Origin of the sequence: Micromonospora sp. NPDC049523 (genome assembly GCF_040676775.1) — a bacterium.
Classification (GTDB): Bacteria; Actinomycetota; Actinomycetes; order Mycobacteriales; family Micromonosporaceae; genus Micromonospora_G.
On record NZ_JBFAPP010000007.1, the window covers coordinates 147484 to 170360 of the forward strand.

General features: G+C 70.7%; 27 protein-coding genes. 13 read left to right on the forward strand and 14 right to left on the reverse strand.

Going from position 1 to position 22877, the window contains the following annotated elements; all coding sequences use genetic code 11:
• Positions 1 to 140 precede the first annotated feature (140 nt).
• Together AB0J90_RS13060 and AB0J90_RS13065 are read left to right on the forward strand one after the other, a co-directional pair.
• Positions 141 to 1847, forward strand: coding sequence for an acyl-CoA dehydrogenase family protein (locus AB0J90_RS13060; protein WP_363595328.1), 1707 nt, complete (start codon positions 141 to 143; stop codon positions 1845 to 1847).
• A 163-nt stretch (positions 1848 to 2010) separates the two neighbouring features.
• Positions 2011 to 3213 carry a PQQ-binding-like beta-propeller repeat protein gene (locus AB0J90_RS13065; RefSeq protein ID WP_363595330.1) on the forward strand — a complete coding sequence of 401 codons (1203 nt, stop codon included), beginning with the start codon at positions 2011 to 2013 and terminating at the stop codon, positions 3211 to 3213.
• Positions 3214 to 3218: 5 nt separating this feature from the next.
• Here the strand turns inward: AB0J90_RS13065 and AB0J90_RS13070 are convergent, their stop codons facing one another.
• Together AB0J90_RS13070 and soxR are read right to left on the reverse strand one after the other, a co-directional pair.
• Positions 3219 to 4226, reverse strand: coding sequence for a tyrosine-type recombinase/integrase (locus AB0J90_RS13070; protein ID WP_363595332.1), 1008 nt, complete (start codon positions 4224 to 4226; stop codon positions 3219 to 3221).
• Between the two features lie 73 nt (positions 4227 to 4299).
• Entirely contained in the window at positions 4300 to 4839 is a 540-nt protein-coding gene (gene soxR, locus AB0J90_RS13075) for a redox-sensitive transcriptional activator SoxR (protein WP_363595334.1), read from the reverse strand.
• Positions 4840 to 4945: 106 nt separating this feature from the next.
• On the opposite strand from soxR, the gene AB0J90_RS13080 reads away from it, so the two are divergent.
• The 3 genes from AB0J90_RS13080 to AB0J90_RS13090 all read left to right on the forward strand — a co-directional run bounded on the left by AB0J90_RS13080 (position 4946) and on the right by AB0J90_RS13090 (position 6951).
• Positions 4946 to 5554: an NAD(P)H-dependent oxidoreductase gene (locus tag AB0J90_RS13080; RefSeq protein WP_363595336.1), complete on the forward strand. Its 609-nt coding sequence runs from the start codon at positions 4946 to 4948 to the stop codon at positions 5552 to 5554.
• A 78-nt stretch (positions 5555 to 5632) separates the two neighbouring features.
• The gene (locus AB0J90_RS13085) at positions 5633 to 6133 is read left to right on the forward strand and encodes a winged helix-turn-helix domain-containing protein (protein WP_363595338.1); all 501 of its coding nucleotides are present in this window, start codon (positions 5633 to 5635) and stop codon (positions 6131 to 6133) included.
• Positions 6134 to 6153: 20 nt separating this feature from the next.
• Complete coding sequence (locus AB0J90_RS13090; RefSeq protein ID WP_363595340.1) at positions 6154 to 6951, forward strand: M23 family metallopeptidase; 798 nt, start codon at positions 6154 to 6156, stop codon at positions 6949 to 6951.
• Positions 6952 to 7004: 53 nt separating this feature from the next.
• Here the strand turns inward: AB0J90_RS13090 and AB0J90_RS13095 are convergent, their stop codons facing one another.
• The 4 genes from AB0J90_RS13095 to AB0J90_RS13110 all read right to left on the reverse strand — a co-directional run bounded on the left by AB0J90_RS13095 (position 7005) and on the right by AB0J90_RS13110 (position 9581).
• Positions 7005 to 7460: an SRPBCC domain-containing protein gene (locus AB0J90_RS13095; protein ID WP_363595671.1), complete on the reverse strand. Its 456-nt coding sequence runs from the start codon at positions 7458 to 7460 to the stop codon at positions 7005 to 7007.
• Between the two features lie 3 nt (positions 7461 to 7463).
• Complete coding sequence (locus AB0J90_RS13100) at positions 7464 to 7835, reverse strand: metalloregulator ArsR/SmtB family transcription factor (protein WP_363595342.1); 372 nt, start codon at positions 7833 to 7835, stop codon at positions 7464 to 7466.
• 169 nt (positions 7836 to 8004) lie between these two features.
• On the reverse strand, positions 8005 to 9066 hold the full coding sequence (locus AB0J90_RS13105) for a hypothetical protein (RefSeq protein WP_363595344.1): 1062 nt from the start codon (positions 9064 to 9066) through the stop codon (positions 8005 to 8007).
• A 41-nt stretch (positions 9067 to 9107) separates the two neighbouring features.
• Entirely contained in the window at positions 9108 to 9581 is a 474-nt protein-coding gene (locus AB0J90_RS13110) for a MarR family winged helix-turn-helix transcriptional regulator (RefSeq protein ID WP_363595346.1), read from the reverse strand.
• A 152-nt stretch (positions 9582 to 9733) separates the two neighbouring features.
• On the opposite strand from AB0J90_RS13110, the gene AB0J90_RS13115 reads away from it, so the two are divergent.
• Positions 9734 to 10822 carry an epoxide hydrolase family protein gene (locus tag AB0J90_RS13115; protein WP_363595348.1) on the forward strand — a complete coding sequence of 363 codons (1089 nt, stop codon included), beginning with the start codon at positions 9734 to 9736 and terminating at the stop codon, positions 10820 to 10822.
• A 284-nt stretch (positions 10823 to 11106) separates the two neighbouring features.
• Here the strand turns inward: AB0J90_RS13115 and AB0J90_RS13120 are convergent, their stop codons facing one another.
• Positions 11107 to 11478, reverse strand: coding sequence for a YciI family protein (locus AB0J90_RS13120; RefSeq protein ID WP_363595350.1), 372 nt, complete (start codon positions 11476 to 11478; stop codon positions 11107 to 11109).
• A gap of 184 nt (positions 11479 to 11662) precedes the next feature.
• On the opposite strand from AB0J90_RS13120, the gene AB0J90_RS13125 reads away from it, so the two are divergent.
• The 3 genes from AB0J90_RS13125 (at position 11663) to rox (ending at position 14956) form a co-directional block, all read left to right on the forward strand.
• Complete coding sequence (locus AB0J90_RS13125; RefSeq protein ID WP_363595352.1) at positions 11663 to 12331, forward strand: HEAT repeat domain-containing protein; 669 nt, start codon at positions 11663 to 11665, stop codon at positions 12329 to 12331.
• Positions 12332 to 12337: 6 nt separating this feature from the next.
• The gene (locus tag AB0J90_RS13130) at positions 12338 to 13342 is read left to right on the forward strand and encodes a MerR family transcriptional regulator (protein ID WP_363595354.1); all 1005 of its coding nucleotides are present in this window, start codon (positions 12338 to 12340) and stop codon (positions 13340 to 13342) included.
• A gap of 186 nt (positions 13343 to 13528) precedes the next feature.
• The gene (gene rox, locus AB0J90_RS13135; protein WP_363595356.1) at positions 13529 to 14956 is read left to right on the forward strand and encodes a rifampin monooxygenase; all 1428 of its coding nucleotides are present in this window, start codon (positions 13529 to 13531) and stop codon (positions 14954 to 14956) included.
• Between the two features lie 42 nt (positions 14957 to 14998).
• Here rox and AB0J90_RS13140 read toward each other — a convergent pair whose 3' ends face one another.
• The 3 genes from AB0J90_RS13140 to AB0J90_RS13150 are packed head-to-tail and all read right to left on the reverse strand — an operon-like array spanning position 14999 to position 16497.
• Positions 14999 to 15451, reverse strand: a complete 453-nt coding sequence (locus AB0J90_RS13140) for a hypothetical protein (protein ID WP_363595358.1) — start codon at positions 15449 to 15451, stop codon at positions 14999 to 15001.
• Positions 15421 to 15708 (reverse strand): hypothetical protein, encoded by a 288-nt coding sequence (locus AB0J90_RS13145; protein ID WP_363595360.1) that lies wholly within the window; start codon positions 15706 to 15708, stop codon positions 15421 to 15423. Before AB0J90_RS13145 ends, AB0J90_RS13140 begins: the two co-directional genes overlap by 31 nt.
• Before the next feature lie 60 nt (positions 15709 to 15768).
• Positions 15769 to 16497, reverse strand: a complete 729-nt coding sequence (locus tag AB0J90_RS13150) for an HAD family hydrolase (RefSeq protein WP_363595362.1) — start codon at positions 16495 to 16497, stop codon at positions 15769 to 15771.
• Between the two features lie 249 nt (positions 16498 to 16746).
• Here AB0J90_RS13150 and AB0J90_RS13155 point away from each other — a divergent pair, with 249 nt between their 5' ends.
• Positions 16747 to 17679, forward strand: a complete 933-nt coding sequence (locus AB0J90_RS13155) for an SDR family oxidoreductase (protein ID WP_363595364.1) — start codon at positions 16747 to 16749, stop codon at positions 17677 to 17679.
• A gap of 154 nt (positions 17680 to 17833) precedes the next feature.
• On the opposite strand, the gene AB0J90_RS13160 is transcribed toward AB0J90_RS13155, so the two are convergent.
• On the reverse strand, positions 17834 to 18736 hold the full coding sequence (locus AB0J90_RS13160; protein WP_363595366.1) for an aldo/keto reductase: 903 nt from the start codon (positions 18734 to 18736) through the stop codon (positions 17834 to 17836).
• Between the two features lie 123 nt (positions 18737 to 18859).
• Positions 18860 to 19186, reverse strand: a complete 327-nt coding sequence (locus tag AB0J90_RS13165) for a nucleotide disphospho-sugar-binding domain-containing protein (RefSeq protein WP_363595368.1) — start codon at positions 19184 to 19186, stop codon at positions 18860 to 18862.
• Between AB0J90_RS13165 and AB0J90_RS13170 the strand changes: the two genes are divergently transcribed.
• The 3 genes from AB0J90_RS13170 to AB0J90_RS13180 all read left to right on the forward strand — a co-directional run bounded on the left by AB0J90_RS13170 (position 19185) and on the right by AB0J90_RS13180 (position 21412).
• Positions 19185 to 19736 (forward strand): pyridoxamine 5'-phosphate oxidase family protein, encoded by a 552-nt coding sequence (locus AB0J90_RS13170; protein WP_363595370.1) that lies wholly within the window; start codon positions 19185 to 19187, stop codon positions 19734 to 19736. The two genes, AB0J90_RS13165 and AB0J90_RS13170, sit on opposite strands and share 2 nt — an antisense overlap.
• Positions 19737 to 19748: 12 nt before the next feature.
• Positions 19749 to 20864, forward strand: a complete 1116-nt coding sequence (locus AB0J90_RS13175; RefSeq protein WP_363595372.1) for a hypothetical protein — start codon at positions 19749 to 19751, stop codon at positions 20862 to 20864.
• A 206-nt stretch (positions 20865 to 21070) separates the two neighbouring features.
• Complete coding sequence (locus tag AB0J90_RS13180) at positions 21071 to 21412, forward strand: RNA polymerase-binding protein RbpA (protein WP_326558423.1); 342 nt, start codon at positions 21071 to 21073, stop codon at positions 21410 to 21412.
• Positions 21413 to 21493: 81 nt separating this feature from the next.
• On the opposite strand, the gene AB0J90_RS13185 is transcribed toward AB0J90_RS13180, so the two are convergent.
• Together AB0J90_RS13185 and AB0J90_RS13190 are read right to left on the reverse strand one after the other, a co-directional pair.
• On the reverse strand, positions 21494 to 22015 hold the full coding sequence (locus AB0J90_RS13185) for an FxsA family protein (RefSeq protein WP_363595374.1): 522 nt from the start codon (positions 22013 to 22015) through the stop codon (positions 21494 to 21496).
• Between the two features lie 64 nt (positions 22016 to 22079).
• Positions 22080 to 22859, reverse strand: coding sequence for a polyprenol monophosphomannose synthase (locus AB0J90_RS13190; protein WP_363595673.1), 780 nt, complete (start codon positions 22857 to 22859; stop codon positions 22080 to 22082).
• Positions 22860 to 22877 lie beyond the last annotated feature (18 nt).

Below are 22877 nucleotides of genomic sequence, written 5' to 3' on the forward strand. Positions count from 1 at the left end.
CACGGCGTCCCGTACGCAAGCCCCCGCTCCACCGTGCGGTAATAGATTGTTGACATTCGGTGGCCTGTCGCCACCGTTCGGTGTGGTCTACCGTCAGCGCATCCCGCCAACCACCCCCGATCGGCGGAGGAGCAGAGACCATGGGCCGTTACGTGCAACCGGTGACCGCACCGGGTGATCCTTACACCGAAGACCGCCTGCTGCGCTCCTGGCTCGACCGGCAACTGGGCCTCGCCGGACACGCCGCCGCCAAGGGCCGGCTCAGCGCGCTCGCCGCCGAGGTCACCGGGCCGCTGCGGGCCGCGCACGCCGACGCCGAGGCACACCCACCCACGCTGGTGCGCTACGACGGGTGGGGGGCCAGGATCGACCGGATCGACACCTCCGCCGGCTGGCAGACCCAGCGGGCCGCCGCCGCCCGGCACGCCGTGGTCGCCCTGCCCTACCAGGCGCAGGCCCGCGGCGAATGGGGAGCGGCGGCGCGGGTGGTCCAGCACGCACTACTGCACCTGTACGGCCCCGAGTCGGCCACGTTCTCCTGCCCGGTCGCGATGAGCGACGGCGCAGCCGCCCTGCTGAACCGACCCGAGGTCGACCCGGCCGTACGCGACGCCTGGCTGCCCCGGTTGACCTCGACCGACCCGGCGAAGGCGATCACCAGCGGGCAGTGGATGACCGAGTCGCAGGGCGGCTCCGACCTGGCCCGCTCGTCCACGGCCGGCCGGCCCGCCAGCGACGGCTCCTGGCGGCTGACCGGCGAGAAGTGGTTCTGTTCCGCCGCCGACTCGGCGATGGCGGTGGCACTGGTCCGCCCGGATGGGAAGGTACGCGGTAGCCGGGTCCTGGCCCCGTTCCTGGTGCCCCGCTACGCCGTCGACTCGCCACTGGCCAGCGTCGGTGCCGACCCGGGATACCCGGCACCGGGCGTGACCGTGCACCGGCTCAAGGACAAGCTCGGCACCCGTGCGCTACCCACGGCCGAGATCGGTCTGCACGACGCGTGGGCGCTGCCGCTGGGCGACCCGGCCCAACCGGGCCTGACCCGGGCGATGACCCTGGTCGTGGTGACCCGGCTGCACAACGCCGCCGCGGCGGCCGCCGGAATGCGTCGTGGCCTGGCCTACGCCCGGGCGTACGCCGACACCCGGCAGGTGGCCGGCGGACTGCTCGCCACCTCACCACTGCACCGGGCCACGCTGGGCACCCTCGCGGTCGACGCGGCCGGCGCGTTCGCCCTGGCCGGACACGCGTTCTTCCTGCTCGGCCGGGTGGAGGTGGGGGCCGACCCGGCCGCCGCCGCCGAACTGCGGATCGTCGCCCCGTTGGCCAAGCTCGCCACCGGCCGCCTCGCGGTCGCCTCCGCCGCCGAGTACGTGGAGAGCTTCGGCGGCGCCGGCTACGTCGAGGACACCGGGGTGCCCCGCCTGCTCCGCGACGCCCAGGTGCTGCCGATCTGGGAGGGCACCACCAACGTCCTGGCCCTCGACGTGCTGCGCGCCACCGTACGGGAGGACGCCGCACCACCGCTGCTGCGTCGCCTCGACCTGGCCACGGACATCGCCCGCAGGCTGAACCCGGCGCTCGCCGACGCGCTCGCCACGGCGGCACGTCAGCTGCGTACCACGGTCGCGGAGGTGACCGCCGACCCGGACGCGGTGGCGGTCGTCGCCGGTGCGCGCGGGTTCGCCCTGCGGCTGGCGTACGCGCTGGCCGCCGCCGTACTGGTCGAACAGGCCGCCAGCGGTGACGAACTCGCCGAGGTCGCCGCCCGGCTCTGGGCCCGGCGATGGCTGCGCGGCGAGGAGATAGCCGCCGACGCCCACCACCACCTGGACGTGCTCTGCTAGCAGACCAAGGGGGCGCGACGGTCGGTGACACGCGCCCGGCACCGGTGCGTCGCGCGACCGATCGGACCGGACCGGCAGCCAGGCGCGGTGCTGGTGGCTACGCTCGACCGGTAACCGGACGACTCTCCGGGTGGGGCGGCGACGCCGGCAAGCGGGAGATGTGATGGACACGCACCCGGCGGTGCTGATCGAGCTCGGCACCGAACGCGGGATCCCGGAGCAGGACCGGCCGACGTCCGTGCGTGCCCGCCGGATCGCGGTCCGGTGGCCGGCCCTCTGCCTGACCGCGCTGCTGGTGCTGCTGTCGGTCACGGCGGCGCAGCCGCTCGCGCGGGACCTGCGCCGCACGGGCGAGTTGCAGATTTCCGCCCGGGCCACGTTTTTCCTCGCCGGGGACCTGCTCCTGGTCGCCGACCCGACCAGCGAGCCGATGACACTGTCCGGGTACGACCTGCCCGGCGGCCGACGGCTCTGGCGGGTCCCCGCCACCACTGCGGCGTCCTTCGCCGCCGACCTCGTCGGTGACCTGGTGTTGGTCGCCGAGGTGGACAGTCTGGGCCGCCGGATCGCCACCACCGCCCGGTCGGCACGCACCGGGCAGATCCGGTGGCAACGCCCCAGTCTGCTGCTGGTGGGCGGTGACTCCGACACCGGGGTGGCGATCTCCGAGGTACGCAGCGCGTCCGGCGCCGGACGCCGGATCGAGGGGACCATCGAGGCGGTCGACCTCGCCACCGGGCGGACCCGGTGGACGGTGCCGGTCCCGTCGACAGCGGTCGGCGAACTGGTGCCCGGCGGCCCGGACCGGCTGCTCGTGGTGCACGACAACGGCGCGGTGAACCTGCACGACCTGCGCACCGGTGCCGTGGTCGGCGAGGGACGGCTGCCACCGGCGGACTACGCGCCGGACAACCCGGTCATCGTCGGTGGCCGGCTGATCCTGCGGCATCCGACCAGTGGCGGCGAATCCGCGATCAGCGGCTACGACCTGACCGACCTCGGTGTGCGGTGGAGCCGGCCGGTCCAGCGGATCAGCGGTGGCCTGCGCGAATGCGCCGGTCTGGTCTGCCTGGAGGACTGGCGGCAAGTCGTCGCCCTCGACCCGGCCACCGGTGTCCCCCTCTGGAGCGGCGGCACCCACCGGGGCTGGGGGCGACTGCCGTGGGGCACCGGCACCGGCGCCCGGGTGCTGCTGCGCCCTTCCCCCGACCGGCCACTGCTCGCCGTGGAGGAGGGCGAGGACCTGCGCATCCTCGGTGCCCTACCGCCGCGGGTGTCGGACTGCCGGGCCGGCGACGTGGACCTCGTGTGCCGTACCGGCAGCACCCGGCTGGGCCTGTGGCGGATGTCCGTACCCGGCCGGTGACACGGTCAGGCCGGGTCGCCCGGCTGGCGTCGGGCGCGGGCGGCCCAGATCGCGTACGCCGGGTCCCGGTCGAGGTTGTGCCGGTCACGGTCGTAGCGGCGGGTGGTACGGGGATCCGCGTGTCCCATCGCGTCCTGGACGTCCTCCAGCGGCACCCCCTCGGAGCGTGCGGTGGTGGCGAACGCGTGCCGCAGCGAGTGCGGTGAGAGCTTGGCCCAGGCCGGGATGCCGGCTAGCCGGGCCAAGCGGCGTACCAGCCGGAACACGGCGTGCCGGTCGAGTCGGCCACCGGTACCGGTCACCAGCAGCGGGCCGGCGAGTTGTTCGACCGGGACTCGTTCGGCCGCCGCCCGGGTCCGCAGGTACGCGTCGACGGCGAACGCCGTACCCGGAGTGAGAGCCCGTCGGCGGGCCCGGCCGCCCTTGCCGACGAATCGGATGCTGCGGTGTCCGCGTTCGTAGCCGAGGTCGCTCAGGTCCAGCGACACCAGTTCCCCGACCCGCAGCCCGAGGTCGGCCAGGAACGCCAGCGCGACCCGGTTGCGGGCGGCGGTCGGGCCGGTGTCGGTTTCGGCCGCGGCGAGCAGCGCATCCACCTCGTCCGGGGTCATGCCGACGGTGGCGGAGTGGTCCCGGCTGACCCGCGGTCGGTCGGCACCGGAGACCGGGTTCGCCTCGACCGCCCGCAACCGGACCAGGAAGTCGTACCAGCTTGACAGCGCCGAGAGCTTGCGGGCCACGGTCGCCGGGGTGAGCGGGCGGCCGCTGCGCGGGTCCACGGTCGACTCCAGGTCACGCGCGTAGGAGTTGACGTCGAGGAAGGTCACCCGCAGCGGGTCGAGGTCCCGCCCGGTGCACCAGGCGAGCCACCCCGTGATGTCCCGCCGGTACGCCGCCCGGGTGTGCTCGGACAGGCGGCGGTTGCGCAGCCAGGCCTCGGTGAAGTCGAGCGGACCGGTGGCCAGGGCGGCGCGGGCCGACGAACGCGGAGCGGGTGCGGCGGTGCGAGGCATGTGAAAAAGTTTCTCAGCCGGGTCGGGCTCCTCGTCCGAGGCGCGCCCTAGCCAATCCGGACGCCCGTCCAAATCACGTCCGGTCGTCCACGCCGGCCGGAGCCAGGCAGACCGACGAGCCGTCGACGGGCGACTCGCACCGTGCGGCGGCCGCCACCGCATCGCCACCGCCGAGCAGCCGTCGCGGCCCCGGACCCTCCGCACCCATCCGGTCGTACGGGTTGACCAACGGGCAGCGGTCCAGCGACAGGCAGCCGCAGCCGACGCAGTCGGTGAACTCGTCGCGCAGCTGCTGGAGGTGACGCATCCGCCGATCCAACTCGTCCTGCCAGCACAGGGCCAGCCGCGCCCAGTCCTCCCGGGTGGGCGTACGACTGCCGGGCAGGACGGCCAGCACCTCGGCGACCTTCGCCAGCGGGATGCCGACACGCTGGGCGATCCTGATCAGCGCCACCCGGCGCAGCGTGTCCCGCCGGTAGCGACGCTGGTTACCGGCGGTACGGCGACTGGTGATCAGGTTCTGCCGCTCGAAGAAGTGCAGCGCCGATACGGCGACGCCGCTGCGTGCGGCGAGTTCGCCGACGGTGAGTTCACCGGCGATCGATTCACCCATGGTCGTGCTCCTTCCTCCGCTGAGCCTTGACCTTAACAAATGTTGAGGTCTTACCGTCCATTCTGTCGTCAACCGACGACAGCACAGCGACCGAGGGAATGACACCATGAACGTTGACGCGGCAACCACCGCCTCCCGGCCGCCGCTGCGGGTGGCGGTCATCATCGGCAGCAACCGGCAAGGGCGGTTCGGGCCGACCGCGGCCCGGTGGTTCGCCTCCCATGCGGAGCTTCGCGACGACCTGACCGTCGACCTTGTCGACCTGGCGGACACCCCACTGCCGACCGCGCTCACCAGCGAGCCGACGGCCGAACTGGCGCAGGCGCTGGGAGGGCTGACCGGGCGCCTCGACCTCGCCGACGCCTTTGTCGTCGTGACGCCGGAGTACAACCACAGCTACCCGGCCTCACTCAAGACCGCGATCGACTGGCACTTCACCCAGTGGCAGGCCAAGCCGGTCGGGTTCGTCTCCTACGGCGGCCTGTCCGGCGGGCTGCGCGCGGTGGAGCACCTGCGTCAGGTCTTCGCCGAGCTGCACGCCGTCACGGTGCGCGAGACGGTCAGCTTCCACGGCGCGTGGGCGCGGTTCGGCCCCGACGGCCAGCCGAAGGATCCGGACGGCTGCACCACGGCGGCCACCGCCATGCTCGACCAGCTTGTCTGGTGGGGCGACGCGCTGCGTGACGCCCGTACCCGCTCCCCCTACCGGGGCTGACCGGCCGGGAAGGGTCGGGTCGCGATCGGGGACCCGACCCTTCTACCGATCTTTTACGTAAGTACGTAAACTCGACACATGGAGATCGAGGAGCGGATCACCGAGTTGGAGCGCCGGCTCGCCGCACTGGAACGGACCGACCACCCGGGCACCCGTACGGCCGGGGGTGACCTCTGGGCCCTCGACGGGCTCACCACGATGCTCGCCGAGCACCACATCGCACACGGCGGCGTGCTGTTCACCGGCAAGGTCCAGCTACCCACCGACGAGCACTACGCGTGGCAGTACGCCCGCCCGACCGACGAGCTACTCGACGAGGACTGGTCGCAGGCAGCCGACTCGTTCGCCGCACTCGGCCATCCCGTACGGATGCGCCTGCTCCACGAAATCCTCGGTGGCCGCCGCACGGCGGCCGAACTAGCCGCGCTCGAAGACCTCGGCACCACCGGGCAGATCTACCACCACCTGCGGCAACTGACCGCCGCCGGCTGGCTGCACACCGCGGCCCGGGGCCGCTACGAGGTGCCACCCGGTCGGGTCGTGCCACTGCTGGTGATGTTCGCCGCCGCCCGACCGTGAGCCCGAACAGGAGACGTACCGTGCGCAAGCTGTCGATGATCCTCTACCGCGGTTGCTGGGCGGCGTTCTTCGCGCTGCTCGTGGCCGGGTACTACTTCGACTTCTCCTGGCTGTGGGGCTGGCTCCCGCTGGGCCTGGCCTTCGCGCTGCAACTCGCCGTGAACCGGCAACCCGCCGTCTCCGGCACCCGGCCCGCGGTCCAGGTCGAACCACCGGTGACCGGACGCTGGTCCGCGCTCAACAGTCCCGCCGACCGGGTGCCCAGCCACGGCACCCGCGGCTACGGGCAGGCGTACGCGATCGACATCGTGGCGGAGCCGGAGCACACCGCCCGGCCCCGCTTCGGCTGGTGGCCACTCGTACGCGCCAACCGGCACTTCCCGGCCTTCGACAGCCCGATCCTGGCCGTCGCGGACGCCACCGTCGTATCCGCGGTCGGCCATCACCGTGACCACCTCAGTCGCAACTCGTACCCGGCCCTGCTCTACCTGCTGGTCGAGTCGATGCTGCGGGACCTCTCCGGCCCCGGTCGCCTACTCGGCAACCACATCGTCCTCGACCTCGGCAACGGCAGCTACGCCGCGTACGCCCACCTGCGGCGCGACTCGCTCACCGTACGCGCCGGGGACCGGGTCCACACCGGTCAGCTGCTGGCGCGGTGCGGGAACTCGGGCAACACCACCGAGCCGCACCTGCACTTCCAGCTGATGGACGACCCGGACCTGGACGTCGCCCGTGGAGTGCCGTTCGTCTGGCGCGGAATCGGTGTGCCGCGCAACGGCGAGGTCTTCACCGTGGCGCAGACCGCGAACACCTGAGCGGTACGACCGACCCCGTACCGCCTAAGCCAAGGGCGGTACGGGGGCCGGGATCAGGATCCGAGCAGGGTGTCGAGCTTGGTGAAGGAGCTGTTCCAGCCCTCGCGCGACATGGCCTCGACCTCCTCGGTGAACGGACCCTGCCGCAACACCAGCCGGGTCTTGCCGCCCTCGTCGTGGAACTCGAGCCGCATGTACATGGCGACGGGCTCCGACTGGCCCGGCATCTGGTCCCATTCCTCGGAACCGACCAGCAACTCGTTCTCGATGACCTCGGTGAACTTGGCGTCGATCGGTGAGGTCATGTTCGGGTCCTCGTCGCTGACCATCACCAGACGCTGATGGCCGCCCGTGCGAGCGTCGACGTCGACGGTGTTCGCGGGGCACCGAGTAGCCCACCGGGCCGAACCACTGCGCGATCTGGTCGGGATCGACGAAGGCCTGGTAGACCAGTTCGCGGGGCGCGTCGAAGATCCTGGTGATGACCAATTCCTTGTTGGGGACGGTATCCGTCATGGTTCTTCCCTCTCGGGTTCGCGGTCGGTCTGCTCTGCCGACCGTGCTTGTTGGATACGGCGCAGGTGCGCGTCGAGTCGGTTGAAGTTGGCGTCCCAGAACTGCCGGTAGCGCTCCATCCATGCCGTCGCCTCCTGCAGCGGCTCGGCGTTCAGGCTGCTGGACCGCCACTGGGCCGCGCGGCTACGGGAGATGAGTCCGGCGTGCTCGAGCACCTTCAGGTGCCGTGAGATCGCCGGGAGGCTGATGGAGAACGGCTCGGCAAGCTCCGAGACGGTGGCATCGCCCTCCGCGAGACGGGTCAGGATCGCTCGCCGGGTGGGATCCGCCAGCGCTGCGAAGATCACGCTGAGCCGGTCAGTCGCCATGTATTTAACCTCGCTGCTAATTAACTGATGTGTTAAACATAGAGCGTGAGCCGGTGCCGGTCAAGCGACTCGCCGGACAATCGGATCGACCGCTGGGCGTACCGGGGACGGGTCTCGATCGGCGCAGGCCACGCCATCGCACGAACCGGTCACCGAGCACGGCCGCGTGCTACCGGCGACGGATCCCGGGGTTCGCGGCCAGGATCGCCTCGGTGATGCGGTCGAGTTCCGGCAGGAAACCGAGGACGTCCGCGGTCCGGCGGCGCAGGTCGACGCCCGTGGTCAGACCGAGATCGGCGACCAGCTCCTCGAACGCCGGGGCGAGCGAATCCCACAGCCGGGGCGGGGCGTCGACGGCGAGAATCTGGTGGCAGCGGGCAAAGGTGACGGCGATCCAGAAGACCGCCTCCCGGTGGTCGCCACGGTCGACGAGCACCCGACTGCCGTCGATGGCGACCGGTCGGGCCGCGGAGGTGATGTCGGCACTGAAGAAGAACGGTGTACGGGACACCTCGGCGGTCGCGTCGAAGGTGTGGGCGAGCCGGCGCAGGTGATACGCCACCCGTCGCCCGGTCATCCGGGCACAGCCGAGCAGTTCCAGCAGGTCGGGGTAGCGATCGAGGTGCCCGTAGTCGGCGAGCACGTCACGGGCCGCCAGGTAACGCAGCCGTACGGTCGGGTTGCGCAACGCCGCGACGAGCAGCACCTGCGTGGTCACACTGGCGGGGAACATCCAGGCCAGTACCCGTTCGTGCAGTGGCGTCGACACGTCGACCGCCGCCAGCCCGGTCTCGATCCTGCGGTGGGCATGCGCGCAGCGGGCCCGCACCCATGCGGGCTCGGCGAATCGCGCCGACACCAGCGACTGCAGCCGGCGCAGCTCCCCTGTGTCGTCGGCGATGATCGTGTCGGTACGGAAACTGCTGGCGAGGTAGAACGTCGCCAGGACCCGCTCGGGTGAGACGAACTCGTCCCGGGACAGGTGGGTGACCTCCAGCAGCACGCCACGGTAGCGGAACTTGCCCAGCTTGAGTGCTGGCGGATCCCCCGCCGTGACCACGACGACGTCGACATCGGAGGTCGACGGCAACTCGGCGTCTGCCGGTAGCCCGGTCGTCGAGCCGCTGAAGAACGCCCCCACGAACCCGGCCTCGTCACGGGCGTGGCCCAGCACCCAGTCCTTGGCTGCCTCCCGCGCCCACCCGACCCGCACACCGCCATCGTCCGGCATCCGTACGAAGCTCGCGAGTTGTGCGTACCGGGTTCGGCCGGTCAGCCGTCCGACCGGGTCGACCGCCGGTCGTGGTGGTCGAGGACCCGGGCCAACAGCCGGGTCAGCTCATCGCGTTCCTCCGGGGAAAGGGGCGCGAGCAGGTTGTCCTGGATCCGGGTCAGCTGCTTGTCCAGCAGCCGGAGTTGCCGTCGTCCGTCCGGGGTGATGGTGATGACGTTGCGTCGCCGATCGGTCGGATCCGGTTCGCGTTCGACCAGCTGCCGTTCGCTGAGCTCGTTGATCGTGGCGACCATGTCACTGAGATGGATGCCGCTGCGGCGGCCCAGCGCGGCCTGGCTCGCCGGCCCGTACTCGTCCAGCGCCGCGAGCAGGCGGTAGTGGTAGCCGCGCGCGTGGACCGCGGTGAAGCCCTCACTGACCAGACGGTGGGCGTGCGTGGCGGTCTGGGTCAACAGCCAACTCGGCAGGGTGGTCAGCCTGGCCGGTGGCGCGTCGTCGGACGGCGTCTGCATGTGGGCAGCCTAACAAATTTCGTTGGTGCGACTAACGGTACGACTCTCATCTGGGCGATTATCGTTGGCCGCACGAACGTTAGTCAGCCAAATGATTTCCTCCATGGCCGATCGGAGCAGGTCGGCGACGGAACCCGCTGGGAGACGACAACATGATCAAGCCTTTCCGCCTCGACATCCCGCAGGCCGACCTGGACGACCTCGGCGCCCGGCTGAGCCGTACCAGGTGGCCCGACGAGCTGCCCGACGCCGAATGGGACTACGGCATCCCGGTACGCCGCGTACGGGAGCTGGCCGAGCACTGGCGCACCGGGTACGACTGGCGCCGACACGAGGCCGAACTGAACCGGTACCCGCAGTTCACCACCGAGATCGACGGCCAGAACGTCCACTTCCTACACGTACGCTCCGCCGACCCGGACGCGCTGGCGCTGGTCCTGACCCATGGCTGGCCCGGTTCGGTGGTGGAGTTCCTCGACGTGATCGGCCCACTGTCCGAGCAGTTCCACCTCGTCATACCGTCGATCCCCGGCTTCGGTCTCTCCGGCCCGACCAGGCAACGCGGCTGGGACGTACACCGGGTCGCCCGTGCGTGGGCGACGCTGATGCAGCGACTCGGATACCACCGGTACGGCGCGCAGGGCGGGGACTGGGGCTCGGCGATCTCCCGTGCGCTCGGCGCGGTCGCGCCCGATCGTGTCGTCGGCGTGCACCTCAACTATCTGCCCACACCGCCGCCGCCGGACGGCAGGGGAGAGCAGGACCTGACCGACCCGGACCGCGAGCGGCTGGCACGGATCAAGCAGTTCGTCGCCCAACGCCCCGGCTACATGGTCCTCCAGGCCACCCGGCCACAGACCCTGGCGTACGCGCTGACCGACTCCCCCGTCGGGCAGCTCGCCTGGATCGCCGAGAAGTTCACCGAGTGGACCGACCCACGATCCACGGTCAGCGACGACCGCATCCTCACCAACGTCATGCTCTACTGGCTGACCGGCACGGCGGGGTCCTCGGCCCGACTGACCCGCGAAAGCGCGTTCGGTGGCCCGCTGCCCTGCCCACCGCCCGTGGGCGTGGCCGTCTTCGCCCATGACATCACCCTGCCCGTACGCCCTCTCGCGGAGCGGACGTACAGCGTGACGCACTGGAGCGAGTTCGACCGAGGCGGACACTTCGCCGCACTCGAAGTACCCGACCTGTTCGCCGCCGACGTACGGCAGTTCTTTTTCGACCTGTCCTGACGTTGATTACTGGATTACTGGTTAATGCAATCCAACAATTGGCCGCCGTGATGCGGATCGGCAAAACGGGACAAAAGGACGTGCACCATAATGACAGTTATGGTGCACGTCGCCATCGAGATGGGAGTGCGGTTGTCTGCTTCGGGGACCGGGCCCCGTCCCACGCCCGGTCCCCGGGGTCACCGCCGCACGCAGTTCAGGCCGATCCGCAGACCCGCGTCGTCAACCGCTGCGACGTTAGTCTTGCCTCTAACCTGGCAGGTCGTCCTCGACGAGGGATGTCGTCATCGCCTGCCAGCCTGGCGGAGCATCGCGTCTGTTTCGGGGTCGGGCATGAGCTCCCGGACCTCCTGTGCACAGCGGCAACTGGCGGCGATCTTGGCAGCCCACGCCAGCGCCTCCTCGCGTGAGGCCACGTCGACTACCACGAACCCGCCGATGACCTCCTTGGTCTCCGGGTACGGGCCGTCGGTGACCATCCCGTCGGTGGCCACGACGCTCGCCCTCTGCCGTTCCAGTCCGGCGCCGAACACGAACACGCCGGCGTCCACGGCCTCCTGGACCACCGCGTGCGAGGCCTTGCCCACGTCGGGGAAGTCCTCGGCGGGGATGTGGTCCATCGCGCCGTCATTGAACGACACCAGGTACTGCGGCATCCCAACACTCCCTTGTCCCGGCGGCCCCGGTCCGGCCGCCTCTCACCTGTGCTACGAACGACTCGCCCCGGATCCGACGCTATGCCAAAAGATTTATTCACGGGACCTCCGCCGCTCGGCGCCTCCGGCCCACTTGACCTTGACACAGTGACAAGGTCTTCACTGGGTCAAGGAGGTGGTACTGATGACGACGACAGAAGAGGACACGGACGCGACGCGCGCTCTCCGAGCGCTGGAAAGCAGCAGCTCGTCGGTACGGCTGCGGGCGGCGCTGGCGGTCGGCACGACCCCTGACGCACGGCTCGTCGACAAGCTCGTCGAACGATGCGCGGTCGAGCCCGAATTTTACGTACGCGAGATGCTCACGTGGGCACTCACCCGCCACTCGTCGTCGACGACGGTTCCGAAGCTCGTCGGCGAACTCCGCTCGGAGAATCCGCAGGCACGAAGCCAGGCGTTGCACACGCTGTCCAAGATCGGAGATCGGCAGGCGTGGCCGGCGATCACCCGGGCGCTGCTGACCGACGCCGACGACGAGGTGGCGCGGAGTGCCTGGCGGGCAGCGGTCGTACTCGTGCCCGAAGGTGAAGAGCCCGAGCTGGCCGGGGTGCTGGTGGCACAGCTCGGGCGGGGCGACCGCGCGACGCAGTTGAGTCTCAGTCGGGCGCTGATCGCCCTCGGTGAGCTGATCATGCCGACTCTCCGCGCGGCGATGACGGATCTCGACCCACGCGTGCGCGAGCACGCGATCGCCACGAAACGGTTGTTGCGCGACCCGGATGCCGGATTCGAGTTCGCGATCGAGGAGGCGAAGCGCATCGTGGCCCTCGGTGGTAGAAGCCAGGAGGGGTAGCAGGCAGTGTTGATCGGTGATGTGGCACGACGATCCGGAGTCAGCGCCCGGATGCTCAGGCATTACGAGTCGCTCGGTCTGGTACGGCCGACGGGGCGTACCGAGTCTGGCTATCGCGAGTACGCAAGTGAGGACATCCGGCGGATCTTCCATATCGAGAGCCTGCGGTCGCTGGGGTTGTCGCTGCGTGAAGTCGGGCGGGCGCTCGATGATCCCGGCTTCACGCCGGCACAGCTCGTCGACGACCTCATGCGCCAGACGCGAGAACGGATAACGAGTGAGACGGAGCTGCTGACGCGACTCCGCCGGATCGGTGCCGCGGAACCCGCCGGCTGGGAGGACGTCCTCCAGATCGTCGCACTTCTTCAGGCGCTGGGGTCGGAGAGCGCTGGGAAGCGCCAGCGCGCGGCGTTGTCCTCGGTCGAGGAGGCTCCGGTGCCAGTGGAAGCGCTGGTCGAGGCGGTGCTGAGTGAGACGGACCCGATCGTCGCCGGAGCCCTTCGATGGGCGCTGGTGCAATCGGGCGCTGGCGGAGCGGAACTGCTGGCGGAGGGCCTCGACTCACCCGCAGCCGAGGTACGCAAACGTGCCGTCCAGTCCATCGCCGAGATTCCGAACGGTGACGCGACCGCACTGCTGCAGGACGCCCTCGCGAACCCCGACATCGTGGTCCGCAGGTATGCGGCTCTGGCGCTCGGCGTACGTGGAATAGCCGCCGCGGTCCCGACGCTCATCGACATGATCGTCGAAGAGGCGAACGACGTTGACGCAGCCGATGCGTTGAGCGCGTTGGCGAGTGACCCCGCGTTGGCTGACCAGATCGCCACCAGGCTCGTTGATTGCCTCACCCACGACACCGTTGATTCGTCCGCGCGGCGACGGCTGACGCAGGCACTCGCGGATATCCCGGGGATCACGACGTCACGTGCCCTCGCGGATCTGTCACGTGATGAAGACCGCGCTGTTGCGCTAACCGCGGCGTACATTCTGACGCTACGCGAGACACGATAACGGGTTCTTGTCCGGCGACAGCGGACGACAAAGAAAAAGCAAGGAGGACGACCACTCCTTGCCACTTCTAATCTATAACACACCCCGGGTCTTGCGGCAAGACCCGGGGTGTGCCGCAGAATCTCCAGCCGAAGCCAAAACCTCTGCGAATCGGGGTTCGCGCTTTGGTGGAAATGGGGGTTCTCCTTGATTGACGTGATCGTTGCCGGCGGCGGACCGACCGGCTTGATGCTGGCCTCTGAGCTGCGGCTGCACGACGTGCACGTGGTCGTGCTGGAGCGGGACGCGGAGCCGACCAAAGTAGTCCGCTCACTCGGCCTGCACGCCCGCAGTATCGAAGTGATGGACCAGCGGGGCATGCTCGGGCGCTTTCTCGCGCTCGGCAAGCCGTACAAGCTCGGGGGTTACTTCGCCGGCATCACCAAGCCGTGGCCCGAACGGATGGACACGGCACACGGGTATGTCCTCGGCATCCCGCAACCCGTCACCGACCGGCTGTTGACCGGGCACGCCATCGAGGTCGGCGTCGACATCCAGCGCGGTAGTGAGCTGGTCGACCTGAGTCAGGACCAGCACGGGGTGACCGCCGCGCTGGCCGACGGCACGGAGCTGCGTTCGCGCTACCTCGTCGGCTGCGACGGGGGCCGCAGCACGGTGCGCCGGCTGCTGGGCGTCGGCTTCCCCGGCGAGCCCACCAGGGTGGAGACGCTGCTGGGCGAGATGGCGCTGACCGCGCCGCCGGAGGAGGTGGCCGCCGTGATGGCCGAGGTCCGCAAGACCCAGCTCCGGTTCGGCGCCGGGCCGCTCGGCGACGGGTTGTACCGCGTCGTCGTACCTGCCGAGCGGGTCGCCGAGGACCGTGCTGTCCCGCCGACCCTGGAGGAGTTCAAGCAGCAACTGCGGGTGACCGCCGGCACCGACTTCGGCGTGCACTCACCGCGTTGGCTGTCCCGCTTCGGCGACGCCACCCGCCTGGCCGAGCGCTACCGGGTCGGCCGGGTGCTGCTGGCCGGCGACGCGGCGCACGTCCACCCACCGCTGGGCGGGCAGGGGCTCAACCTCGGCATCCAGGACGCGTTCAACCTGGGCTGGAAACTGGCCGCCGAGGTCGCCGGCTGGGCGCCGGAGGGGCTGCTGGACAGCTACCAGGCCGAGCGGCGACCGGTGGCCGACGCGGTGTTGGACAACACCCGCGCCCAGACAGAGCTGATGTCCCTCGATCCAGGTCCCCAAGCGGTCCGCCGGCTGATGTCGGAGCTGATGGAATTCGAGGACGTGAACCGGTACCTGATCGAGAAGATCATCGCGATCGGAATCCGTTACGACTTCGGCCCGGGACATGAGCTGCTTGGCCGGCGGATGAGGGATGTGGCGCTGAAGCGGGGCCGCCTCTACGAGCTGATGCACGGCGGCCGCGGGCTACTGCTCGACCAGACCGGCCGGCTCTCGGTAGCGGGCTGGTCGGATCGGGTCGACCACGTCGTGGACGTCAGTGACGAACTGGACGTACCCGCGGTGCTGCTGCGGCCGGACGGCCACGTCGCCTGGGTCGGCGACGATCGCCAGGATCTGCACAGCCATCTGCCAAGGTGGTTCGGCGCTGCCGCCAGCTGAGTTGGATCTGGTCCGCCGCGGTGTCATGCCGGGACGTCGGCGTCAGGCGTCGTCGGCCGGGATGTGGTGCACCTGGTCGGCGGGGATGGCCGACGGGGTCAGGTACGGCTCACTGGTGAGGTAGTACGCGTCGTGTTGCAGAGCCGCCCATACCGCGTGAGCGCGGGCGAGGTCGCCTTTGACCAGGCGGACGAAAGCGGCCGTGTCGCCCGCCTCGCCGGATCCGAGGGGAAGCACCGCGACGCTCGGCAGCGCGGCCAGCACGCCGAGTCGGGCTCGGGCGGGAGCATCACCACCGACCCTGGCGTACGCATCCAGCAGCGTCACCGCCGGCAGGCCCGCGTACGCGCCTTCGTCGGCGATGTCGACCAGCAGTTCGCCGACGTGGAGGTGCCCGCGGGCGTAGGACAGCATCGCGGAGGTGTCCAGTACGGCCCGGATCTCGATCTCGTCGTCGTGCGGCATCAGGCGGGGGCGGACTCGTCTGCTGGCCACGTCCCCGCGCGTACCATGTCGCGTCGCCGTTTGTTCTCGGCCCGCTGCCCCGCGGTCAGCCGGGGCAGACTCCCCCGCACCCGGTCCCGACCCTCCTCGGTGACCTCGATGCCGACCGCCCGGAGCATCTCGACGGTGGCGGCCGCCCGGTCCATCCGCGCGCGGAGCGCGTCGGCAACGGCGGCGGAGGCGTTCTCCTCGCGGTCGAGGTAGGCCGCGACGTCATCCGGCAGGCTCACGGTCACGCGCTTGGTCATACCCGAATCATACCCACGGCGGCAGGACTTCGGATCAACCCGGACGACCGCGCCCTGACGTCACTGATCCGCCGATTCGGGACGGTGACGACTCGGGCCGCCGATTCGGGACGGTGACTGCTCGGGCTGATGGCCTCGGAGGAGCACCTCGACGGCCTCGGCCACCGAGTCGACCGTGAAGTCGGGTGCGGGGCCGGCGAACGACCGCGATGCGGGCCGGTGTCGAGGCCGCAACCAGATCGTCCGCAGCCCGGCGGCCCGACCGCCGGCCACGTCGAGGACCAGGTTGTCGCCGATCATCGCGCCGCCCCGGTCGAGGCTGGTGCCGCACCGCTGCGCGGCGAGCCGGAAGATCTCGGGATCGGGCTTGCGTACGCCGACCTCGCCGGAGATGCACCACCCGTCGACCAGACGATCGAGCCCGGTGTTTCGGATCTTCCCGAGCTGGTTGTCGGTCATGCCGTTGGTGACGATCCCGATCCGCCATCCGGCCTGACGCAGTTGTCCGAGCGCGTCGACATCCCCCGGGTCGCACGATGCCAACTCGGGCATGCGTCGGCGGTACTGCGCCCACAGCCGCTCCGGCGGCTGGCCCAGGTCGAACGTCTCGCTTACGGTGACGAAGAAGCTGTCCATCGGGCCGGAGTGGTGTGTGTCGGCCAGGCGGAGAAAGGCGAGCGCCTCGTCGTCGAGCCGGTGGGTGACGACAAACTCCTCGGCCCAGGCGTTGAACGCCGCCCGGCGGTCGACGAGAGTGTCGTCCAGGTCGAACAACGCGAGCTGCCGCACCCGGGCACGATAGCCGGACACCGACCCGACGGTTCACCAGGTGACACAGCGGGCCGGTCGGTGTGTTCGGGGCCGTCGAGAACTGGCCGAAGCAGGGCGCCAGGACATGAACCGGACACGGCGTCCGCGTTTGGCGTCCGCTTGTCCAGGCACTGTCGATCCCTGGACAAGCGCGCCATGGCTCTCACCCCGCTCCCGGTGCGACCGTTGACGCAAGTCCGAGGAAGTACCACTGACCAGGGAGTTGTCGTGAAGGACGTGTCCGTACCCGATCTGACCGGAAAGCTTGCCGTGGTGACCGGCGGCAGCGATGGCATCGGTCTGGGCCTGGCCGTACGCCTGGCCGGTGCGGGTGCCGAGGTCGTGCTGCCGGTCCGCAATCTGGCGAAGGGTGCCGCGGCGGTCGAGCGGATCCACGCGTCCGTGCCGGGGGCGGTGGTTTCCACCCGGGAGCTCGACCTGGCGTCGTTGGACTCGGTGACGGCGCTCGCCGAGATCCTGAACCGGGAGGGCCGGCCGGTCAACATCCTGGTCAACAACGCCGGGCTGATGATGCCGGCGGTCCGGCACAGCACCGTCGAGGGCCTTGAGCTGCAGTTCGGTACGAACCACATCGGTCACGTCGCGCTCACCGGGCGACTGCTGCCGCTGCTGCGCGCCGGCCGGGCGCGGGTCACCACGATGTCGAGCAGCGCCGCCCGATCAGGCAAGATCGAGTGGGCGGATCTGCAGGCCGAGCAGAGGTATTCGGCGGTGCGCGCGTACGGCATGTCGAAGCTTGCGAACCTGATGTTCGGGCTGGAGTTGGATCGTCGCAGCAGGGCTGCGGGCTGGGGCATCGTCAGCAACGTCGCCCACCCCGGGACGACCCTGACCAACCTGTACGCCTCCGGCCCGAACCTGGGCCGCAAACGCCCCTCACCCTACGAGTGGATCATGCGGCGCCTGGCGGGCGTGGGTGTGATGGTGCAGACCGTCGACGCCGGCCTGCTTCCGGCCCTGTACGCCGCCACCAGCCCAGAAGCGCGCGGCGGCCGCTTCTACGGCCCGGACGGATTCGGTCAGTTCACCGGCGGACCGACCGAGTTGGCCGTCTACAAACCCGCCCGGGACGCCGCCGACGCGGCGCGGCTCTGGGACGTCTCCGAGCGACTGGCCGGCGTGGAGTACGCAACGCTCTGACCTGCCGCGGGGGTGTGTCGTCGCCCCGCTCGCGGGGGAACGGGTAGATGGGCCGGCATGCGGAGGGTGGCATGACGTACACCTGCCTGCCCGGCTGTCGACGGACGCCGCACCCGGGCGGTCACGGTGACCTGAGCGGCGGGTGCGTCGTCGGTCAGGTCTGCCGGGGTACGGAGTCGAGGCGGGCGAGTTCGTCCGGCGTCAGCCGCAGCGCGCCTGCGGCGACGTTGGCGACGAGGTGGTCCGGGTTGCCGGTGCCGGGGATGGCCAGCACATGCGGCCCACGATGCAGCGTCCACGCCAGCCGGATCTGCGCCGACGACACCCCGTGCGCGTCCGCCACCTGCTGGACCACGTCGTGTTCGGTGTGGCCCGCGCCCGCTTCCCGGGCGTCGCCGGCGATCGCGAAGAACGGCACGAACGCGACGCCCCGTTCACCGCAGGTACGCAGGAAGTCGTCGGCTTCGGGGCGGGCGCCGATCCCGTACCGGTTCTGCACGCAGACGACCGGTGCGATCGCCTGGGCCTCGGTGAGGTGTTCGGGGCGAACGTTCGAGATGCCGAGATGACGGATCAGGCCGGCGTCACGTAGCTGCGCCAGGGCGCCGAACCGTTCCGCGATCGAATCGGTGCCGTGGACCCGCAGGTTGACCACGTCGAGGTGATCGCGGCCGAGCTGGCGCAGGTTTTCCTCGACCTGCCCGCGTAGCTGATCCGGGCGCGCCTGCAGCCACTCCCCCGACGGGTCCCGGCCCGGTCCGACCTTCGTGGTGATGACCAGGTCGTCCGGGTACGGGGCCAACGCGCGGTTGATCAGTTCGTTGGCGGAACGCAGGGGTGAGAAGTAGAACGCAGCGGTGTCGATGTGGTTCACGCCGAGTTCGACCGCTCGTCGCAGTACGCGTATCGCCCGGTCACGGTCGCTCGCCACGGCGTCGGCCCCGAACACCGCACCGTCCTGGGTCAGGCGCATCGCACCGAAACCGATCCGGTTGACGGTGAGGTCGCCGAGCTGCCAGGTCCCCGCCGACGCGGCGGTGATCGCCTCCGAAGTCATGATCGAAGTTTGCCACTCCGAACCGGGAGCGCCAACGGACCGGTGGTGCGCCGCCCGGGCACGTGTGGACCGGCAACCCGTGACCGGCTTCCGCACGGTTGCCGGTCACGGTTCGCGGATGGGTCAGCCGAGCAGGCCCTCGATGATGTCGACGGCCCGGGTGGTGCCGCCCTCGGCCCGGGCGTCGGCGCGCAGCGCGGCGCAGCGGCGGGCGACCTCCGCGTCGGTGGTGAGGTCGAGCAGGGCGGTCCGCAGTGCCTCGGCGGTGGCGTCGGCGGTGTGGACCCGCCGGGCCACGCCGAGTTCGACGAGACGGTCGGCGTTGGTGAACTGGTCGACGGCCTGCGGTACGGCAATCATCGGGGTGCCGGTGAACAGGCCCTCGCTGCTTCCACCCATGCCGGCGTGGGTGACGAAGGCATCGGCCTGCCACGGGGTAGGGTCCCCCATGATCGCGAATTCCTGGTTGGCCGGTCCGGCACCGACCGCGGCGCTGCCCCGCGAACGGTTGCGGGAACGGATCCTGAACCTGCTGTCGTCGCAGAACATGTGTGTGCTGGCCACCACGGGCCCGGACGGCCCGCTCGCCACCCCGGTGCGCTACTACCACCACGAGCTGACGTTGTACGTGACCGCGCAGGCCGGCACGCCCAAGCTGCGCAACATCGCCGGCGACCCGCGGGTGTCGGTGGGGGTGTTCGCCCCGCTGGTGGGTCAGGCGAGTTCCCGGGGTGCGCAGCTGTTCGGGACCGCGCGGGTGCTGCTGCCCGGCGACGACGGTTTCGACGACGGGATGGCGGTGTACCGGTGGCAGTCCGACGCTGTCGAACGCGGCCGCTCGGTGCTGGACGCGCCGCGCGGTCCGCTGGTGCGGATCGAGGTGCGGCGGGTCGTGTACACCGAGCACTGGCTGCGCCGCGATGGGTACGCCCCGCGCCAGTTTTGGTCCGCGTCCGCTGCGCCGACCACAACCGACGTCCGGGAGGTGCGACCCGCCTAGACTTGCCCGGCGATGAGCGAGCATGAGACCGCCGGGGATGCCCTGGCCGACACCCGACCCTGCGCCCACTGTGGCCGGCCGGTCCCCCAGCGCACCGCCGCGGGTCGACCGTTTCGCTACTGCCGGGACAACGACGGCGCCTGCCAGCGTGCTTCCCGTAACAGCAGGATGCGCCACCGTAACGCTCCCGGGCTCGCCGGTCAGGTGGCCAGGACCTGGGAGGCGGTCGACCGGTTGGACCAGGTGGTCGAGACCCTGACCGAGGCACTGCACGCCGAGTTGTCGCCGGTCGGGGTGGAACGCCAGCTGGCCCAGGCACGCGCGGACGCCGCGACCGAGGTCGCGGCCGCGCAGGCCGAACGCGACGACGCGCGCCGGGAGGCGGAAGCAGCCGCTGCGGCGGCGACGGTCGCGCACCAGGCGGCGGCGACGGCGGTCGCGGACCGGACCACCGCGCTCGACCGGGCCCGGCAGGCCGAGCAACTGGCCGAAGCGGCCGGGCAGCGGGCAACCGCCGCGGCCACCGAACGCGACGAGGCGCAGCGGGCGGCGAGCGCCGCGCAGGCGCTGCGTACCCAGGCGGAGTCGGACCGGGACGCGGCCCGCGCCGACCTGCGGTTGCTGCGGACGCAGGCGGAGTCGGACCGGCGGTCGATCACCGACCTGACCCGTGAGCGGGATGCCGCCCGCGCCGACGCGGCCCGCGCCGAGGCTACCGCGGCGCAGGCGGTACGGGCGGCCGAGGAGTCACAGGTGGCGGCGCAGCAGGCGCAGACCCTGGCCGACCGGGCGCAGGCGCGGGCGACACAGGCGACGCGTGACGCCGTACGGGCCGGGGAGCAGGCGCAGCGCGACGCCGCCGCTGCGGACCAGGCCCGGGCGGCGGCCCAGCGGGCCGAACAGGACCGGGACCGGATGGGTGAGCAGGTGCGGGTGGCTCGGGAGGAGACGGCTGCGGCGCAGGCACGGGTCGGTGAGCTGGTGGCCCGGCTCGACGCGGCGCAGGTTGAACGGGACGCGGCGGCCGACCGGGTGGCCCGGTTGTCGGTACAGGTCAGCGACCTGGCGGCGGCGCTGGCGAGCCTGAGCAGCCGGACGCTGCCACCGGCACCCGCTTCCCCCGCCTGACTCCAGACCGACACAAAGCGGCGAAACTACATAAAAGGCCCAGAACCGATCGGGTACGGTGGTGGGCCGGATCACGGCTTGCGGTGTCCGGCTACGCTCGGAATGTTTGATCAGAAGTACGTTTGCCGAAGGTGTCGGGAATCGCCGACCCGGTACCCATCGTTACACCGATAAGACCAGCACCACGACCGAGGGGAATGCCGATCATGGGCGAGCGCATGCTGCGCGGAAGCCGTCTGGGAGCAGTCAGCTACGAGTCCGACCGGAACACGGAGCTCGCGCCGCGCCAGACCCGCGAGTACCTCTGCGCCAAGGGCCACCAGTTCGAGGTGCCCTTCGCCGTTGACGCCGAGGTTCCGATCACCTGGGAGTGCAAGTTCGACGGCAGCGTCGCGCGGCTGGTGGATGGCACCGAGCCCGAGCAGAAGAAGGCGAAGCCGCCGCGTACCCACTGGGACATGCTGCTGGAGCGCCGTTCGATCGCCGAACTCGAGGACATCCTCGCCGAACGACTCGAAGAGGTACGGACCCGACGCGGTCGCGTCTGACCACCACCGCACACCACAACCACCACCGCCCCGCGGCCGTCGGCCGTGGGGCGGTTTTGCGTACGCGGTGTGGGGCCGGGGTCAGTTCGGGCGGTGATCGACGATCTCGCCCTCGATCGCCGGCCCGGCGGCGGCCGGTGGCCGCTGCTCGGCGGGCTGCGGAGTCGGCTGCGGCGCCCCCCGACGCACCCGTACCCGACGGGGCCCGAACAGGTCACCGGCGACCATCGCCGACACCCGGCGCTCCGTTGCCACCTGCACGCCCCGGCGGGCCAGCACGCGGACCGGCGGTATCACCAGCAGCAGGCCGATGATCCCGCTGACCAGGCCCGGTATCGCCAGCAGCAGACCCGCACCGAGCCCGACGAGGCCGTCGACGACCTGCTTGCCCGGTGGGCTGCCGGCCTCGGCGGCGCTACGGAAGCCACGCCAGGCCCGCATGCCCTCGCGACGCAGCAGCACCAGGCCCAGCATCGAGGCGGCGAGCACGAGCAGGATCGCCCAACCGAACCCGATCGCGTGGCCGACCAGGACAAAAACCACGATCTCGATGACCACGGCGAGCAGTAGTGCCAACGGCACCAGTCTCAGCCCTCGGCGCATGTCACCCCATCCGGATGATGAACGGCAGCGGAATCCCGCCCCTCAAGCATGACACGGGTCGGTTCTACGGCCACCGCGACGTACTGTCGCCGAACAGGGCACGTCGTCGGCCGAACCCGACCCGGCGTTCCTGCAGGCACCACAGCGTCACCCGCCACAGCGCCTCGGCGATGATCAGCGGGCTCATCTTGCTCGCGCCGTGTTCCCGCTCGGCGAAGGTGATCGGGACCTCCACGGTCCGCAATCCGGCCCGGTGCGCCCGCCAGGACAGTTCCACCTGGAACGAGTACCCCTGGGAGGCGACCGACTCGAAGTCCATCTTGTCCAACGCCGGCAGCCGGTAGATCCGGTACCCGCCGGTGGCGTCGGACATCGGCATCCCCAACGCCAGCCGGGTGTACAGGTTCCCGCCACGGGAGAGCAGCTGGCGGTGCCACGGCCAGTTGACCACCTCACCGCCGGAGGTCCACCGGGAACCGATGACGACGTCGGCGTCACGGGCCGCGTCGAGCAGCCGGGGCAGTTCCTCCGGGGCGTGGGAGCCGTCGGCGTCCATCTCCGCGACCGCGTCGTACCCGTGTTCGCGCGCCCACCCGAACCCGGCCACGTACGCCGCCCCCAGGCCCTGTTTACCGGGCCGGTGCAGCACGTGGACGAACTCGTCCGCGGCCGCCAACCGGTCGGCGACCGCCCCGGTCCCGTCCGGGCTGTTGTCGTCGGCGATCAGGACCTCCACCGCCGGGACCGCCTGGCGCAGCCGCTCGGTGATGACGACGACGTTGTCCGCCTCGTTGTACGTGGGAATGACGACCAGGACGCGTCCCACGCCCGGATATCCCGTCATGCGCTCGACCGCACCGGT

What these genes read in the sequence shown, in the direction of transcription:
- soxR (WP_363595334.1), bottom strand. Translation starts at nt 4,839, where the DNA reads ATGGGTGAATCGATCGCCGGTGAACTCACCGTCGGCGAACTCGCCGCA.
- AB0J90_RS13160 (WP_363595366.1), bottom strand. Translation starts at nt 18,736, where the DNA reads ATGACTTCGGAGGCGATCACCGCCGCGTCGGCGGGGACCTGGCAGCTC.
- AB0J90_RS13065 (WP_363595330.1), top strand. Translation starts at nt 2,011, where the DNA reads ATGGACACGCACCCGGCGGTGCTGATCGAGCTCGGCACCGAACGCGGG.
- AB0J90_RS13115 (WP_363595348.1), top strand. Translation starts at nt 9,734, where the DNA reads ATGATCAAGCCTTTCCGCCTCGACATCCCGCAGGCCGACCTGGACGAC.
- AB0J90_RS13180 (WP_326558423.1), top strand. Translation starts at nt 21,071, where the DNA reads ATGGGCGAGCGCATGCTGCGCGGAAGCCGTCTGGGAGCAGTCAGCTAC.
- AB0J90_RS13105 (WP_363595344.1), bottom strand. Translation starts at nt 9,066, where the DNA reads ATGCCGGACGATGGCGGTGTGCGGGTCGGGTGGGCGCGGGAGGCAGCC.
- AB0J90_RS13070 (WP_363595332.1), bottom strand. Translation starts at nt 4,226, where the DNA reads ATGCCTCGCACCGCCGCACCCGCTCCGCGTTCGTCGGCCCGCGCCGCC.
- AB0J90_RS13170 (WP_363595370.1), top strand. Translation starts at nt 19,185, where the DNA reads ATGATCGCGAATTCCTGGTTGGCCGGTCCGGCACCGACCGCGGCGCTG.
- AB0J90_RS13060 (WP_363595328.1), top strand. Translation starts at nt 141, where the DNA reads ATGGGCCGTTACGTGCAACCGGTGACCGCACCGGGTGATCCTTACACC.
- AB0J90_RS13175 (WP_363595372.1), top strand. Translation starts at nt 19,749, where the DNA reads ATGAGCGAGCATGAGACCGCCGGGGATGCCCTGGCCGACACCCGACCC.
- AB0J90_RS13085 (WP_363595338.1), top strand. Translation starts at nt 5,633, where the DNA reads ATGGAGATCGAGGAGCGGATCACCGAGTTGGAGCGCCGGCTCGCCGCA.
- AB0J90_RS13165 (WP_363595368.1), bottom strand. Translation starts at nt 19,186, where the DNA reads ATGGGGGACCCTACCCCGTGGCAGGCCGATGCCTTCGTCACCCACGCC.
- AB0J90_RS13145 (WP_363595360.1), bottom strand. Translation starts at nt 15,708, where the DNA reads ATGACCAAGCGCGTGACCGTGAGCCTGCCGGATGACGTCGCGGCCTAC.
- AB0J90_RS13190 (WP_363595673.1), bottom strand. Translation starts at nt 22,859, where the DNA reads ATGACGGGATATCCGGGCGTGGGACGCGTCCTGGTCGTCATTCCCACG.
- AB0J90_RS13080 (WP_363595336.1), top strand. Translation starts at nt 4,946, where the DNA reads ATGAACGTTGACGCGGCAACCACCGCCTCCCGGCCGCCGCTGCGGGTG.
- AB0J90_RS13100 (WP_363595342.1), bottom strand. Translation starts at nt 7,835, where the DNA reads ATGGCGACTGACCGGCTCAGCGTGATCTTCGCAGCGCTGGCGGATCCC.
- AB0J90_RS13110 (WP_363595346.1), bottom strand. Translation starts at nt 9,581, where the DNA reads ATGCAGACGCCGTCCGACGACGCGCCACCGGCCAGGCTGACCACCCTG.
- AB0J90_RS13185 (WP_363595374.1), bottom strand. Translation starts at nt 22,015, where the DNA reads ATGCGCCGAGGGCTGAGACTGGTGCCGTTGGCACTACTGCTCGCCGTG.
- AB0J90_RS13120 (WP_363595350.1), bottom strand. Translation starts at nt 11,478, where the DNA reads ATGCCGCAGTACCTGGTGTCGTTCAATGACGGCGCGATGGACCACATC.
- AB0J90_RS13125 (WP_363595352.1), top strand. Translation starts at nt 11,663, where the DNA reads ATGACGACGACAGAAGAGGACACGGACGCGACGCGCGCTCTCCGAGCG.